Origin of the sequence: Bombella pollinis (assembly GCF_026385485.1) — a bacterium.
In the GTDB taxonomy this organism is placed as follows: Bacteria; Pseudomonadota; Alphaproteobacteria; order Acetobacterales; family Acetobacteraceae; genus Bombella; species Bombella pollinis.
The window spans coordinates 49590-62874 of the sequence record NZ_JANIDX010000001.1 but is presented as its reverse complement, the minus strand read 5'-3'; the positions used below and the strand labels follow the sequence as shown (position 1 = coordinate 62874).

The following is a 13285-nucleotide window of genomic DNA, read 5'->3' as shown; positions in this document are numbered from 1 at the left end:
GGTATAAGGGTAGTGAAAAAAACGTCACGAAATAGTCATGTAGAATAGGCCGTGCCTTACTCGGCAATCGCGGCAAAATGGGCTTGCAGGACATTTTGAATATCGTGCGGGGTCATACAGGCTAAAAATCCCCGCGCCCCAGCATTAATCCAAATTGTTTTATGCTTTTGTGCGCTGCGGTCTATGATAGTGGGAAATGATTCACGGGAGCCAAAAGGCGTTGTCCCACCAGAGACAAAACCGGTGCGTTCGTGAGCTTCCTCCGCTTGCATCATTTTAGCATTTTTGCCGCCTAAGGCTGCGGCTAAGGCCTTAAAATTGACGCGTTTGGCTACGGGGATGACAGCAAAAGCCGCCTGTTTGCGGTCTATTTTAACAGCAAGTGTTTTAAACACAGCCGATGGTTTGGCCCCAATGGCGTGGGCTGCTTGCTCGCCAATATGGCCTTTTTGCGGGGCATAATCATAATGGCGCGTCTCGTAAGAAACCCCCGCTTGGTCGAGGAACAGCGTAGCGGCGGTCTCGTCATGCTGGGAGGTGTTTATGTGCATCATGCAACCCTTTCAATCGCGTGGAACGCTACAACGATATGATGATCGCCCATTATCAAGCGTGTTTTAGCCGGCGGGACAAGCGAGGCCTATGCAGCCCTGCCTTGTTGGGGCGCAGGGCAAGGCGTATCATAAAGGCTGGATAAGGCGTTATTACGCAGGAGGAGTCGATGTCCCAACCGCTCGTTGTGTTTGCTGAGTTTGAAGCAACAGAGGCTAGTTTGGCGAAGTTCCTTGAGGTGTGTCAGTATGATGCGCTGCGCTCCAAAACGGATGAGCCGGGCTGTTTGGAGTTCCTCATCCAACGCAGTGTTGAGGAGCCTTATCTTGTCGCTCTTTATGAGGTGTATAAGGATGAGAAGGCCTTCCAAGCGCATGAGGCGGCCCCTCATTTTGCGGTATTTCGTAATGCGTTGAAGGAGCTTGCCATTACAACAAGGCAGATTCGTTTCTTCCATCGGCAATGATGGATGATTTATTCCCAGAGACACGCACCCGGCAGGTTTTAGCCCCCGGGGCTGTGGTGTTGGGTGGTTTTGCTAAAGCAAATGCTCCCGCTTTGTTGCAGGCGATTGAGGATGTTCTAAAACAAGCCCCTTTGCGGCGGTATAAAACAGCCCGAGGAGGCCAGCTTGCTGCGGCCATGACGGCATGTGGTCGTTATGGTTGGGTGAGTGATGGCCGAGGGTATCGTTATGATGAGCTAGACCCTTTGACCGGGCGTGCTTGGCCGACTATGCCGCTTATCTTCCAATCACTTGCGGTGCGAGCGGCGCAAGAGGCAGGCTATAAGCAGTTTATGCCGCAATCTGGGTTGATTAACCGCTATGCCCCCGGTGCAGGCATGGGGCTGCATCAGGATTGTGATGAACAGGTCGTTGAAGCCCCGATTATTTCGGTCTCTCTTGGGTTATCAGCGATATTCCAATGGGGTGGGGCGACGCGCAACGCCCCATGTCGTAAAGTGCCCCTCCATCATGGGGATGTAGTGGTGTGGGGCGGGCCAAGCCGGCATAACTTCCACGGGATTATGCCCATTAAGCCCGGCCCTGCTGTTGCGGGGCTAGGCTGGCGATATAATCTCACCTTCCGCACTGTACGGTAAGGGGAGGGCTTATTTCGTTACTGCCGAGACGGCATCAAGATTGATGATGCTTGGTGCAGGCTCAAAACGGTGGGGTGAATGTGCGGCTTTATCTGTATCATTTTCCTCCGCCGTGACGGGGGGACGATGAGTGAAGCTGAGTTTGAGCATCACACGCGTATTATTGAGGTAAATCGCCCCCAATTTTTCATCCTGCGCGGGGCTGATGCCATGGGCAAATTGGTCCTCACGCCATGGGGTGATGGTGCGGGAGGTCCAAGCATCTTCATCAGAGATAGAATCAGGCTGTTCATTTTGCTCATCAGAGAGATAAGGGGTGAGCTGCCCATCAGTAAAGCAAGCATTATCCATATAATTTGTGACGACATCACGATAATGGCGCACTTTTGGGGGGCGGGGCATGTAAAAGCCGTTCCAATGGGAATGGTAGGAGCAGCTCTGGGCGCGCCATAACCCATCTTGGCCTTTATCCATCACACATTGTACCCGCATATGGAGGGCATCATCACTATGTTTAGAGGCAAAGATAATCGGCGCGCTGGCCATCTTTTGGCACGGTAATTTTGGTTCCAAAAGGGCTGGAGCCGGTGGGCGTTGGGAGGCTGGCAAAGGGTCGCCCGGCTCAGCATAGAGAGGGGAGAGGGGGGGGAGGCTAGCAGCCCCACAAATCAGAGCAGGGAGGAGAAGGCGTTTCATAAAGCCGACCGTAACGCAAAAAAGAGACGATGTAGATTCACAATACTGTATGCGTCACGGTAAGGGAATGGCCTCCCTTAACAAGCAGGGACATTCACTGCCAGGCCGCCTAAGGCGGTCTCTTTATAACGATGATTCATATCCCGTCCTGTCTCCGCCATGGTTTTGATGACATGATCAAGGGAGACATAATGCGCGTTTGCATCATCACTCATCGCCAAAGAGGATGCGTTAATGGCTTTCACAGCCCCAAAGGCATTGCGCTCAATACAGGGGATTTGCACAAGCCCTGCCACAGGGTCGCATGTCATGCCGAGGTGATGCTCCATAGCGATTTCAGCAGCATGTTCACATTGCTCTGGTGAGCCACCAAGGGCTGCGGTTAGGCCCGCAGCAGCCATAGAGGAGGCAACGCCAACTTCACCTTGGCAGCCAACCTCCGCCCCGGAGATAGAAGCGTTGAGTTTAAACAGCCCCCCAATCGCTGCTGCTGTGAGGAGGAAGGTGCGTAACCCAGCCTTGCTATATTCGGGGCAGAAGTCGCGATAATAGCGCATTACAGCGGGGATAACGCCAGCGGCCCCGTTGGTAGGGGCGGTGACAACACGCCCGCCAGCGGCATTTTCCTCATTCACCGCAATGGCAAAGAGGCTGATCCAGTTCATCACATTATGGGGGGAGGGGGCGGCGTTTGTTTTGGCTTGTAAGCGGGCATATAATTTTGCTGCACGTCTTTGTACTTTTAGTGGGCCGGGGAGTGTATCGGTATGATGTAACCCAGCCTCAATACAGGCGAACATAACATCAGTAATGCGGTCCATCCCTCGCTCAACATCCCATAGGGGGCGGATGGCGGTTTCGTTTTTTAAAACGATGCTGGCAATATCGGTATGATGTTTCTTCGTATGGGCTAGCAAAGCCGCCCCACTGCGGAAAGGGTAAGGCACATCCGGTAGGGAATAAGACATAGTGCGCGCTTGTTCTTCTGGCGTAATGAATCCACCTCCGACAGAGCAAAAGCGTTGACGTGTGATGAGGCTGCCATCTCGGCTGAAAGCTTCAAACTGCATAGTATTGGGATGGATGGGCGGGATGGTGCTGGTATCAAGGCAAATATCTTTTTGATAATCGAAGGAGAAGCTCGTGCCATTGAGGTTCAGCAGATGTGTGCTTTCAATATGCTGGACGAGCTTTTGGGCTGTATCGGGGTTAACATGCTCTGGCGTTTCGCCCGCTAAGCCAAGCAGAATCGCTTTGATGGTGCCGTGCCCTTCCGCAGTGAGGGCGAGCGAGCCATAAAGGGTGACGACAATACGGGCGGGGTCTTTCTCTAAGGGGCCATCAGGGAGGTCTGCCAGCACATCGGTAAAGCGTTGTGCTGCACGCATAGGGCCGACTGTATGGGAGGAGGACGGGCCAATCCCTATTTTGAATAGGTCAAAGAGGCTGAGCATGAAAACGGGCCCTTGGTCCTGTGAATCCTTCTTCCTTTATGGGGTAAAAACCGTTCTGTTATAAGCCTTAAAAAATAAATTATTCTGATAATGCAACAAATAAGAAACTTTGCTATAAGGGACACTCCCCACTATGCCCCCTCTTTTTAAGAGGGGGAAGTTGGTTGTGCCCAGAGTGTCTCCAAAGCAAGGCGGCATTGTGTGATGAGGGCGGATAGGTCCCCTTGATACAAGCTATCGCTGACATCGGAGGAGAAAATCTCCACCGCGCAGGCCCCGCGGAATCCCGCATCCCATGTAGCATGGAGCATCTCATGGAGGGGGATGCACCCTGCTCCCGGTATGAGCCTATCTGCAGCGGAGCGTGGTGTGCGCCAGTCGCTAATCTGCACAACATTAATCAGCGTCCCCGCCCGGCGGATGGCGGCGCATACATCAGGTTGTTGCCAGATGTTCCAATAATCAAGGCATAGCCCTAGGGCAGGATGATTGACGGCTTTGATGATGTCTAAGGCTTGGTCAATCGTCCAAATAGCGGTCTCATAATTGATGGATGTGGGGTTGAGCGGCTCTAAGGAGAGCGTAACGCCGAGTTCTTGCGCTAGGGGGCAGAGGCGATGGAGGGAGTCTATCGTATGGTGGATGCAACCATATACATCGCCGTTATCAGGTGCCCCTGTATTGACGACAAACGGTACATTTTGGGCGTAAGGCGCAAAGCGATGCAGGCTTTCTTCTAAGCGGGCGAAGCGGCGTTCAGCCTCTTGGGGATAGGGCACCATCTTACTGGCCCCAAATGTGCGGACTAATGGTTGGAAGGAGCTAAGCTTCAGCCCGCTTTCCTTCAGCAATGCCATTTGCTCATCCAACCGATGGGGGTCGAGTTTGTTCTCACATAGTTCGATCGTCTCAACCCCTAGGGCTGCATAATGCTGAATATCTTCCTCAAAAGACCACGGTTGGGTGGTAAACTCGTTCATGCCAAAGGCGAAGGGAAAGTGGCTCATGCGGCGGCTTCCTCTTTCATAAAGGTGAGAACAGTATGGTTGAACTTCTCTGTCTCATCAAGGAACACCATATGGGAACTTTCCTCAAACTCTACGGCTTGGCAATGCGGCATATGCTCTGCCACCCACCGAGGTCCAGCAGCGGGGAGGACTTTATCCTTCCCAGCAATCATCATGAGGGAGGGTAGTGAGAGATGGGGGAGGACATCTCGCCAATCTTGCGTTGTGTGGTCAGCCATCATGAGGGAAGCGGCATAGCTAGGGCATGCGGCCATCTCGTTAAGCAGCATGGTTTTTTCATCCTCAGGCAGGGAGGTGCTGAGGCAATCAGCGAGATTTTGTTGATCAAACGCGCTGCGGTTAAAGGTAAGCTGTTGTTGGAGGAAGGTTAACCCGGCCTCATCGTAGCATGTAGCGTGGCCTAGCTTCCAGTCAGGCGAGAAGAATTGCTTTGGTGTCTGCTGGACGAAAATGGCACTGCGGAGGCGTTTTGTGCCAAAAAGCTCCATATAAGACCAGATGATGGGTGAGCCGATGGACCAGCCAAGAACCGTAACATCATGAAGGTCCAAAGCCTCCAACACATCGCGGAGGTCCGCTGCGAGGCGGGCGATACGATAGCCATGATGCGGTTTGTCAGAGTGCCCATGCCCGCGTAAATCCAGCGTAATGACACGGTATTTTTGTGCAAAAGCGGCAACATTACGGTGGAAGAACCGCCCGGAAAATGTCCAACCATGAATCATGACAAGGGGCCGCCCTTGGCCATGCTCCTCATAATAGAGTTTGACATGGTCGCTCGTGGTAATATGGGGCATCGAAGAATCTCCCTAATACGGCCTTCACTAGGCGTCTTTCATGTAAGATGGTGTGGAGCCTCTTTTCCCTGCAAGGGGGGTGATGATGTTGTAATGTTTTTACCTTACAAAGCGGGTGCGGCAGGGAGCCAGATACGGCATATCGTGCCTTCATGAGGGGGGCTGAGAAAGCGTAGATGGCCTTTATGGCGTTCTACAATCTGTTGGACGATGGCCAATCCCAACCCTGTGCCTTCTTCCACTTCCGCGGGATTGGTCTGCTTATTATCGGTAACGCGGTAAAAACGCTCGGTAAGGCGGGGGAGATGATGAGGCGCAATGCCGGGGCCATTATCACTTACAGATAATAAAATGCCCGTACCTTCCTTACGCGCACAGAGGCGGACCTGCAAAGCGTGGTCTGGTGTCGTACCATAGCGGATGGCATTTTCGATGAGATTGAGAAAGAGCTGGATCATCTCATCCTCATCAGCAAGGAGGGTAAGATGATCCTCCTCTTGCTCTACAGTGAGGTTACGCGTGTTATCGGTAAAACGAGGTAGGACTTCCCCCACGATAAGGGCGAATAACTCCCCAACATCAAGGCGTGTATGAGGGCGGTTATGGCTGCGGAGTTGGAGATGAGAGAGGTATAAAAGTCGCTCCACTAGCCGTTGCATACGCGTGGCTTGTTGGCTCATTATCTGTAGATAAAGCGTGCGGGAGGCTTGGTCTGTTGTGCCCTCATTGTCTTTTAGGAGGTCGATAAACCCACTGAGTGAGGCCAGCGGGGTGCGTAGCTCATGGCTTGCATGGGCAATAAAATCGGCCCGCATACGGTCCATTGCTTGCTCTGTGCTATGGTCGGTAAGGAGGGTGAGGACCATCTTATCCCGCCCTTGTGGCCTACTTAACTGGCGCATCGCTAAGCGGATCGTGTGCTTGATGGGGACATCCAGATGAACGATGGCGGTATGGATGGCATGCGGGCCGGTAGAAGGTGAGGTCGCTAAGGCTTCGTGCAATATAGCGCGGCTATTAGGGTGACGAAGGATGGCGCGTAAGCTCTCTTTATAATGCTCTTGCGCGGCTTGATTACAGGCGAGAATCTGCCCCATCGGGTCAAGGATTAAAGCCATACCGGGGATGAGTTCCACTAACTCATCTAATGCCATCTGATGAAGGGGGGCTTTAGCGGATGAGTATGGAGCTGTGTGTGCACTGCGAGGTGGGTTGTCCTGATAATAACGGGCTAGCACCCATCCTATATAAAGGCAGCAGAGGCATAAAACGGCACCACCGCCCAGCCATAGGATATGCCCTATCATTTAAGGCGCAGTGGGGGCAGAAGGGGAGGCATCATGCTCCATGCGGCTATCATCTAGCGCGTATCCCGCCGAGCGTACGGTCCTGATAAGGTCTGCCTCCCCCGGCTCATTTAGGGCCTTCCGTAAGCGGCGGATATGGACATCCACCGTCCGGAGTTCCACATGAACATTGGCTCCCCAAATGCGCTCTAATAAGAGTTCGCGGGAAAAGACTTTACGGGGTTGGCGGATGAGTATGTCTAAGAGGCGATATTCCGTTGGCCCTAAGGTGATGACGCGGCCAGCGCGTGTGACGTGGTGATTTTCTGGTTCTAAGAGTAAGGGGCCGAAACTGATTTGGTCTTGGCTAGGGCGAGCGCGGCGTAATAAGGCGCGGAGGCGGGCGTCTAACTTATCAGCACTGCATGGCTTAGTGAGGTAAGCATCCGCCCCGTGATCAAGCCCATTAATAAGATCTTGCTCCTCCGTTCGTGCAGTGAGGAATAAGATAGGCAGGTCCTTTAAACCCGGCTTCTGCCTTATGATGCGGCATAATTCTAGGCCGGAGAGGCCGGGCATCATCCAGTCCAGAAGGGCGACATCCGGTTTTGTCCCCTCAAGAAAGGTAAGAGCGTGTTCCGCATCTGCAACAGCATGCACCTGATAACCACGTTGCTGCAAGCTATGTTCAAGCAATAGGCGCAGGGCGGCATCATCCTCTACAACGAGGACAAAGCCTTTAGTGGTATTTGTAGCCGGTGGAGCAGGCATCACGGGGTGCTGGCCTCTTGCTCTGTGGCGATGCTCTGTGCTGCATGGCCGTGCGGTCGGGCTGTGGGCGGCGGTAACGTACCTGTTGCGATGAAGATGATGCGCTCGGCTATATCAGTTATGTGGTCTCCTATCCGCTCTAGGTTCCTAATGATGAATAAGAGGGAGATATAAAAGCGTAGCGCACGGGGCTGTTGGGTCATGCGCTCCAGATAATTATGGGTCATGGTAGCGCAATATTCATCCACACGATGATCAGCCTGCCAAACAGAATGAGCCGCCGTTGCATCTTGATGCTCTAAAGCGTCCATCACACGGCGGAGATGCTCGAGGACCATGCGACCAATTTCACTTAAAGCGAGCCGGTCATGAGGGGGGATGGGCTGCTCCATCTGCTCTAGCCGCCGTGCGATGGAGCGCGCATAATCGCCAACGCGCTCTAATGTGCCAGCCATGGGGATGTTAGCGACAATCTCACGCAAATCTGCGGCCATAGGGCCATGGAGAGCGAGGAGGCGGATGGCTTGTGTTTCTACCTCATGCTCTAAAGCATCAATGGCTTTATCATGATGAATGACTTGGGAGATGGCTTGTGCATCGGTCTCGGTAAAAGCGGTGAGGATAAGCGATAATTGATGTTCCACAAGGCCGCCCATCTCCTCCATAAAAGAGCGTAGGCGGCGGAGGTCCTCCCCATAACGTTGTACAATATGTTGGCCTTGTTGCGGCATAGCCTCTCCCTTTTGCCGTGATACTAGCCTAATTCTGTAAGAGCGGGAACAGGCCGCAAGAGGTGGAGAAACTGGCAAAAAACCTCTGTTTTCCGCCGTTTTTAAGGTAATATTCTTATATTTAACGTAGTTGTCATAAATATTTCATCTCCGCAGGGTGGCGCACCTTGTTAAGGGTAGATGCATTTAAGAGTGAAGGAGCTGTTGATGGTGATGAGGACACGCCGTTCTTTTTTACGAGAATGCTGTGCCTTGTCATCTCTAGCTTATAGGGCATATGGGCAAGACTGTATGGCAGCAGATAGGATGCGTTTAGATAATGCTCGCGATGTCTATCCTCTATGGCCAGAGGGTAGCATGGCAAGCCCTGCTTATACATCACGCCGTGGTCGTATAGTGCGTGTAAGTGCGCCGGGTTTGCATATTATGCGGCCTGAGCATCCCAATGGGGCGGCTGTTATTATTGCCGCAGGTGGAGGGTATCGGCATATCGCGGTGGCGCAAGAGGCCCTTCCTGCGGCGCACTGGCTCGCCTCTTTAGGGATTACCGCCGCGATTTTGCTATATCGTTTGCCTGATGAGGGGGGAATGATGGAGGCTCCATTAGCTGATGCGCGGCAGGCTCTCTCCCTGTTACAATCGGGCCTGTATAATGAGCGTATTGATGCACAGCGTGTTGCTCTTATGGGCTTTTCAGCGGGGGGGCATTTGGCGGGCTTAACTGCCTTGGAGGCTCATACTATGCCCCCTGCTTTATTAATGCTGCTGTACCCTGTGACGATGGTTGGCCCCCCTTTTGAGCGAACGCGTACAAGCCGTGCCTGCCTTGGTGACCATTCTGCGACAAGAGAGCAGATAATGAGATGGTCTTTGCCGCCTCATGTTGGTGTTCATGCCCCTCCATTATTTTTGGCTTATGCGGCGGATGATTCCATTGTTTCACCCCCGCAAGATGAGTATCTGGTGCAGTCTTATCAGAGGCATCATCGGCCTTATGAGGTTCATCAATTTGCTACAGGCGGGCATGGCTTCGGCCTAGGCCGTGCAACAGGCCCCACACAAAAATGGCCTCATCTCGCAGAGCGTTGGATGAGACAGCAAGGGTTTTTATAGAATAGACGACCTCCCTTTATGGCTGCGGTGAGGGCGATGAGGGAGGCTGGTAGGACTGATTATTAAGGCTGTGTTGTAGCCATGTCTCCTCAGCTTTATTTAAGGGGCTATTACGGCGGATAGCGAGTGAGATAGTGATGCGGAGGGTAGGGTCTTGTAAGGGGCAGCAATAAAGCCCGTCATGTTGGATAGGATTATGAAAAGCAGCGGGAAGGATAGTGATGCCAACACCCGCCTGCACTACGGTTAGTAAGAGCGATGTATCGCTTGTCCGCCCCGTAACCTGCGGTGTGACCCCGTGAGAGGCAAAGGCTTCTGAGATAAATTGGTTAATTTTGAAATCCTCATTCATGAGGACAAATTTTTCCTCCAAAATATCGGTGAAGGAACATATAGCCCGGCCTGCAAGCGGGTGTGTGTCCGCCATGAGCAAGCATAGCTCCTCCTCTGCAAAAGCGATGGTGTGTAATTGCTTATTATGGATAGGCTCTATGAGTGCAGCGATATTGGTATGATGACCTAGAAGCTGTGTTACGATCCTGTCGGAAGAGTATTCCTCAATCGTGAGCACGACCTCTGAGTATAAGCTGCAAAATTGCCGGATGATAGGGCGGAAATAGATAGCCCCAAGGATAGGCGGGAGGGCTAAATGGACAGTCCCTTTTAAGGGGCCGGATTCATCAGCCATAGCCCGTTGAAGATTCTGTTCTGCCTCTAAGAGACGTTCTGCATGGAGGAAAAAGGTCTTGCCTTTGTCGGTAAGGGTGATGGCTTTATGTGTCCGGTCAAAAAGGCGCACATCTAATTTATTCTCTAAAGAGCGGATGCCCATGCTGAGGGAGGGCTGGCTGATATGCAGCATATCACTTGCGTGGCTGAAATTGCCCTGCGTGGCCACGACCATGAAATAATGAAGCTCACGGAGGGTGAGTTGGGGGTAAGGCATCGAGCATGTCTTTGGGGTGCCGGGTGATTATGCCTTCCCGATTAATGATGCCATTACCGCGCGGAAAGATATGCGCTGGGTTGGATGCTCTAACGAGTTGAATGCCGCTTATGCTGCTGATGGTTATGCGCGTGTGCGGGGGATTGCCGCCCTTAACCAAGGTACAGTGTTGGGGAGTTAAGTGCCATTAACGGCGTTGCCGGGGCATATGCGGAGTATCTATCGGTTATCCATCTGGTTGGGCTTCCCGAACGCGCTGTGATAGATGAAAAACAGGCTCGTGCATCATACGTTAGACAATGGTCAGTTCATGGCGTTTTATGATGCAGGGGCTCATATTGTGTGCGCTCAGACGATTTTAGATGGTCAGAATTGCGTGCAGGAGGTGGAGCGCGTCCTTGCTGCATTGTATAAAGAGTGGCGGCCTATTTGTATCGGTATTCCTTCCGATGCAGCTCATAATGAAGTGGTCGTGGTGGAGGGTCATAAACCCTCTCGCTCCCAGCCGAACAAGGTACAAGCCGAGTATGTTGCCAAGCGTATTATTGCGCAGCTTGAGCAGAGCAAAACGCCATGTGTTTTACCGGGTATTCTTACCGCTCGTTTTGGTTGCCAAGAGGCCATGCAACAGTTTTTAAAACGCTCCGGCCTGCCTTATTACGCTACGATGTATATGGATAAAGGCGTGGTGGATGAGCAGGATGCCGGTTTTATAGGGATGTATAGCGGGCATCTCGTCCAGGAGGCTGTTGCTCATTTTGTGGAGCAAGCGGATCTTGTCCTCACATTGGGTGCCGAGATGACGGATTTTAACACCGGGACATTCACGCAGACCTTGAATCCGGAGCGTGTTATTAGTGTCATGCCGCATGAGGTGCGCTTTGGTGATGGTGCGGTTTATGCAGTCGCCTTGGTAGAGGTTATGGAAGCTCTTGCCGCGTTAGCGGGGACCCTGCCTGCCTATACGGGGCCGGGTTATTTGGGGACGGAACTTGCCCCCCAGCAGGCTGATGAAGGCGATGATGGGGCTATTCGGACTCACACGCTATATTCCGCTGTGAAGGATCATCCATCTCCGGGCGGGGGATATTGTGGTGAGTGAAACCGGGACCATAGCATGGGTATGGGGTTTATCCGCTTACCAGAGGGTGTACGCTATGAGGAGCAAAGTTTATGGGGGGCCATTGGTTGGGCCACACCCGCTGCTTTTGGTATGGCTATGGCAGCCCCGCATAAACGGGTTATCTTGTTGACAGGGGAGGGGTCTCATCAGCTTACAGTACAAGCTGTTGGTGAGTTTGCCCGCTTTGGCTGCCACCCCCTCATTTTGGTGCTTAATAATGGTGGCTATCTGATTGAGCGTCTGCTCTGTGATGATGGGGAGCGTTATTATAACGATGTTGCCAGCTGGGATTATACCGCTCTAGCCCGTGCCTTTGGTGGGAAAGATTGGCATTGCGAACGTGTCAGCACGCCCAAGGCTTTGCGACAGGCTCTTGCAGCAGTAACACCGGGGCAAGGGGCCTACCTAGAGGTTATAGCCCCCCGTTATGATGCCCCTATGATGGCAGAAGCTATGGGGAAGAAGCAGTAAGGCAGTAAAGTCCTTCTAAGCTGGCCAAGCTGGGCCTCTCCTTATGAAAGGGAGAGGCCCTTTTTATAGGGCTTGTGACATATACTAAGCGGGTATAAACGCTATCACCAGCGAATGCCATTATTATGAGATGATTTAGTTTTTAAGGAAGATGATAAAGCGACTGGCGTCCCGTACGGGATTCGAACCCGTGTTGCCGCCGTGAGAGGGCGGTGTCCTAGGCCTCTAGACGAACGGGACTAAAGGCGTGGGTTCTCTCTAAAGGGGATAGGGCAGGAGCGCAAGAGGGGGAGGAGATTTTTTTACAAAACCATTGCAGATAATAAGCAAAAAGCCCCCATGAGGGAGCTTCTCGCAACAGTTTATATGTAAAAGTTAGTTTTTAGGAGGGCAGAGGATGGGGCCAAGTTTTTGCCCGCCAAGCAAATGAACATGAAAATGCGGTACTTCCTGCCCACTATCAGGGCCAGAATTGCTGATGAGGCGGAAGCCGCTGGGGATGAGGGATTGCTCGGCTGTGATTTTATCTACCAACTTCCAGAAATCGAGAATCTCCTCATCACTCGCGCGGGAAGTGAAGTCGTGCAGGTCGGTATAGGCCCCACGGGGGACAACAAGGATGTGGATCGGCGTTGCGGGAGAGATGTCATAAAAAGCAAAGGAATGTTTGCTATCGCAGACGCGCTCGGCTGGGATTTCCCCACGCAAGATTTTGGCGAAGACGTTGTTATTATCGTAAGCAGGGTTGGGTATCGGCATAAGATGGATCCTTCTTTTCCTCCTCATATGATTGGGGAGGAGGGAGGGGGTAAGTCAAGGGGGGAAGGGGGGCAACCCACCCATGCCTTGCTTTTTAGAAGGTCTCTTTCGGGCGGGAGGCTTTTTCCGCAATCCCACTTGTCCCTTCGCGGCGTTCTAGCTCGGCCCAAACATCGGCAGGGGCAACGCCAGCATCAACCCACATTACAATGAGGTGGTAGAGCACATCCGCACTCTCACTAATGAGGCTCTCACGCGTACCGCCAATGGCTTCGATGACACATTCAACGGCTTCTTCCCCAAATTTTTGGGCAATTTTGCTCCGTCCACGGGCCATGAGACGGGCCGAATGGCTTACAGAGGGGGAGGCATCCTTCCGGTCCATAACGGTATGGTAGAGCCGCTCTAATATATCATTGCGGGTGAGTGCGGCTTGTTTCTTCTCTTTAGACAT

17 protein-coding genes and 1 tRNA gene are annotated in these 13285 nt (G+C 52.6%); 6 read left to right on the top strand and 12 right to left on the bottom strand.

The features are described from left to right. Nucleotides 1–56: 56 nt before the first annotated feature. Nucleotides 57–554 carry a Cys-tRNA(Pro) deacylase gene (ybaK, locus tag NQF89_RS00375; protein WP_266137241.1) on the bottom strand — a complete coding sequence of 166 codons (498 nt, stop codon included), beginning with the start codon at nt 552–554 and terminating at the stop codon, nt 57–59. A gap of 167 nt (nt 555–721) precedes the next feature. Between ybaK and NQF89_RS00370 the strand changes: the two genes are divergently transcribed. Together NQF89_RS00370 and alkB are read left to right on the top strand one after the other, a co-directional pair. Then, nucleotides 722–1018 carry a putative quinol monooxygenase gene (locus NQF89_RS00370; RefSeq protein ID WP_155572685.1) on the top strand — a complete coding sequence of 99 codons (297 nt, stop codon included), beginning with the start codon at nt 722–724 and terminating at the stop codon, nt 1016–1018. Beyond that, nucleotides 1015–1656, top strand: coding sequence for a DNA oxidative demethylase AlkB (alkB, locus tag NQF89_RS00365; protein ID WP_266137240.1), 642 nt, complete (start codon nt 1015–1017; stop codon nt 1654–1656). Before NQF89_RS00370 ends, alkB begins: the two co-directional genes overlap by 4 nt. A gap of 9 nt (nt 1657–1665) precedes the next feature. Here the strand turns inward: alkB and NQF89_RS00360 are convergent, their stop codons facing one another. The 7 genes from NQF89_RS00360 to phoU form a co-directional block, all read right to left on the bottom strand. After that, nucleotides 1666–2352 (bottom strand): hypothetical protein, encoded by a 687-nt coding sequence (locus NQF89_RS00360; protein WP_266137239.1) that lies wholly within the window; start codon nt 2350–2352, stop codon nt 1666–1668. 77 nt (nt 2353–2429) lie between these two features. Next, nucleotides 2430–3806, bottom strand: a complete 1377-nt coding sequence (locus NQF89_RS00355) for an L-serine ammonia-lyase (RefSeq protein ID WP_266137238.1) — start codon at nt 3804–3806, stop codon at nt 2430–2432. 146 nt (nt 3807–3952) lie between these two features. Further along, the gene (locus NQF89_RS00350) at nt 3953–4813 is read right to left on the bottom strand and encodes a sugar phosphate isomerase/epimerase family protein (protein ID WP_155572689.1); all 861 of its coding nucleotides are present in this window, start codon (nt 4811–4813) and stop codon (nt 3953–3955) included. Beyond that, nucleotides 4810–5631 (bottom strand): alpha/beta fold hydrolase, encoded by an 822-nt coding sequence (locus tag NQF89_RS00345; protein WP_266137237.1) that lies wholly within the window; start codon nt 5629–5631, stop codon nt 4810–4812. The genes NQF89_RS00350 and NQF89_RS00345 overlap by 4 nt, the downstream gene beginning before the upstream one ends. A 104-nt stretch (nt 5632–5735) precedes the next feature. Then, complete coding sequence (locus tag NQF89_RS00340; RefSeq protein ID WP_266137236.1) at nt 5736–6785, bottom strand: sensor histidine kinase; 1050 nt, start codon at nt 6783–6785, stop codon at nt 5736–5738. A 153-nt stretch (nt 6786–6938) separates the two neighbouring features. Then, nucleotides 6939–7688, bottom strand: coding sequence for a response regulator (locus NQF89_RS00335; protein ID WP_266137235.1), 750 nt, complete (start codon nt 7686–7688; stop codon nt 6939–6941). Beyond that, nucleotides 7688–8419, bottom strand: coding sequence for a phosphate signaling complex protein PhoU (gene phoU / locus NQF89_RS00330; RefSeq protein ID WP_155572692.1), 732 nt, complete (start codon nt 8417–8419; stop codon nt 7688–7690). Before phoU ends, NQF89_RS00335 begins: the two co-directional genes overlap by 1 nt. 291 nt (nt 8420–8710) lie before the next feature. Between phoU and NQF89_RS00325 the strand changes: the two genes are divergently transcribed. Next, nucleotides 8711–9532 (top strand): alpha/beta hydrolase, encoded by an 822-nt coding sequence (locus tag NQF89_RS00325; RefSeq protein ID WP_266137234.1) that lies wholly within the window; start codon nt 8711–8713, stop codon nt 9530–9532. 16 nt (nt 9533–9548) lie between these two features. On the opposite strand, the gene NQF89_RS00320 is transcribed toward NQF89_RS00325, so the two are convergent. Beyond that, the gene (locus NQF89_RS00320) at nt 9549–10478 is read right to left on the bottom strand and encodes a LysR family transcriptional regulator (protein ID WP_266137233.1); all 930 of its coding nucleotides are present in this window, start codon (nt 10476–10478) and stop codon (nt 9549–9551) included. Between the two features lie 16 nt (nt 10479–10494). Here NQF89_RS00320 and NQF89_RS00315 point away from each other — a divergent pair, with 16 nt between their 5' ends. The 3 genes from NQF89_RS00315 (at nt 10495) to NQF89_RS00305 (ending at nt 12072) form a co-directional block, all read left to right on the top strand. Then, nucleotides 10495–10659, top strand: coding sequence for a thiamine pyrophosphate-binding protein (locus tag NQF89_RS00315; RefSeq protein WP_155572695.1), 165 nt, complete (start codon nt 10495–10497; stop codon nt 10657–10659). A gap of 84 nt (nt 10660–10743) precedes the next feature. Next, nucleotides 10744–11580: a hypothetical protein gene (locus NQF89_RS00310; protein WP_266137232.1), complete on the top strand. Its 837-nt coding sequence runs from the start codon at nt 10744–10746 to the stop codon at nt 11578–11580. A 15-nt stretch (nt 11581–11595) separates the two neighbouring features. After that, complete coding sequence (locus NQF89_RS00305) at nt 11596–12072, top strand: thiamine pyrophosphate-dependent enzyme (protein WP_266137231.1); 477 nt, start codon at nt 11596–11598, stop codon at nt 12070–12072. A 164-nt stretch (nt 12073–12236) separates the two neighbouring features. On the opposite strand, the gene NQF89_RS00300 is transcribed toward NQF89_RS00305, so the two are convergent. The 3 genes from NQF89_RS00300 to NQF89_RS00290 form a co-directional block, all read right to left on the bottom strand. Further along, nucleotides 12237–12312: transfer RNA gene (locus NQF89_RS00300), tRNA-Glu, on the bottom strand. Between the two features lie 135 nt (nt 12313–12447). Beyond that, nucleotides 12448–12831 (bottom strand): HIT domain-containing protein, encoded by a 384-nt coding sequence (locus NQF89_RS00295; RefSeq protein WP_155572698.1) that lies wholly within the window; start codon nt 12829–12831, stop codon nt 12448–12450. Between the two features lie 94 nt (nt 12832–12925). After that, on the bottom strand, nt 12926–13285 hold the full coding sequence (locus NQF89_RS00290; RefSeq protein WP_155572699.1) for a phosphoribosyl-ATP diphosphatase: 360 nt from the start codon (nt 13283–13285) through the stop codon (nt 12926–12928).

Excerpts from the sequence above, each read along its gene's own strand:
- ybaK (WP_266137241.1), bottom strand. The coding sequence starts at position 554 with ATGATGCACATAAACACCTCCCAGCATGACGAGACCGCCGCTACGCTG.
- NQF89_RS00370 (WP_155572685.1), top strand. The coding sequence starts at position 722 with ATGTCCCAACCGCTCGTTGTGTTTGCTGAGTTTGAAGCAACAGAGGCT.
- alkB (WP_266137240.1), top strand. The coding sequence starts at position 1,015 with ATGATGGATGATTTATTCCCAGAGACACGCACCCGGCAGGTTTTAGCC.
- NQF89_RS00360 (WP_266137239.1), bottom strand. The coding sequence starts at position 2,352 with ATGAAACGCCTTCTCCTCCCTGCTCTGATTTGTGGGGCTGCTAGCCTC.
- NQF89_RS00355 (WP_266137238.1), bottom strand. The coding sequence starts at position 3,806 with ATGCTCAGCCTCTTTGACCTATTCAAAATAGGGATTGGCCCGTCCTCC.
- NQF89_RS00350 (WP_155572689.1), bottom strand. The coding sequence starts at position 4,813 with ATGAGCCACTTTCCCTTCGCCTTTGGCATGAACGAGTTTACCACCCAA.
- NQF89_RS00345 (WP_266137237.1), bottom strand. The coding sequence starts at position 5,631 with ATGCCCCATATTACCACGAGCGACCATGTCAAACTCTATTATGAGGAG.
- NQF89_RS00340 (WP_266137236.1), bottom strand. The coding sequence starts at position 6,785 with ATGGCATTAGATGAGTTAGTGGAACTCATCCCCGGTATGGCTTTAATC.
- NQF89_RS00335 (WP_266137235.1), bottom strand. The coding sequence starts at position 7,688 with ATGCCTGCTCCACCGGCTACAAATACCACTAAAGGCTTTGTCCTCGTT.
- phoU (WP_155572692.1), bottom strand. The coding sequence starts at position 8,419 with ATGCCGCAACAAGGCCAACATATTGTACAACGTTATGGGGAGGACCTC.
- NQF89_RS00325 (WP_266137234.1), top strand. The coding sequence starts at position 8,711 with ATGGCAGCAGATAGGATGCGTTTAGATAATGCTCGCGATGTCTATCCT.
- NQF89_RS00320 (WP_266137233.1), bottom strand. The coding sequence starts at position 10,478 with ATGCCTTACCCCCAACTCACCCTCCGTGAGCTTCATTATTTCATGGTC.
- NQF89_RS00310 (WP_266137232.1), top strand. The coding sequence starts at position 10,744 with ATGAAAAACAGGCTCGTGCATCATACGTTAGACAATGGTCAGTTCATG.
- NQF89_RS00305 (WP_266137231.1), top strand. The coding sequence starts at position 11,596 with ATGGGTATGGGGTTTATCCGCTTACCAGAGGGTGTACGCTATGAGGAG.
- NQF89_RS00295 (WP_155572698.1), bottom strand. The coding sequence starts at position 12,831 with ATGCCGATACCCAACCCTGCTTACGATAATAACAACGTCTTCGCCAAA.
- NQF89_RS00290 (WP_155572699.1), bottom strand. The coding sequence starts at position 13,285 with ATGTCTAAAGAGAAGAAACAAGCCGCACTCACCCGCAATGATATATTA.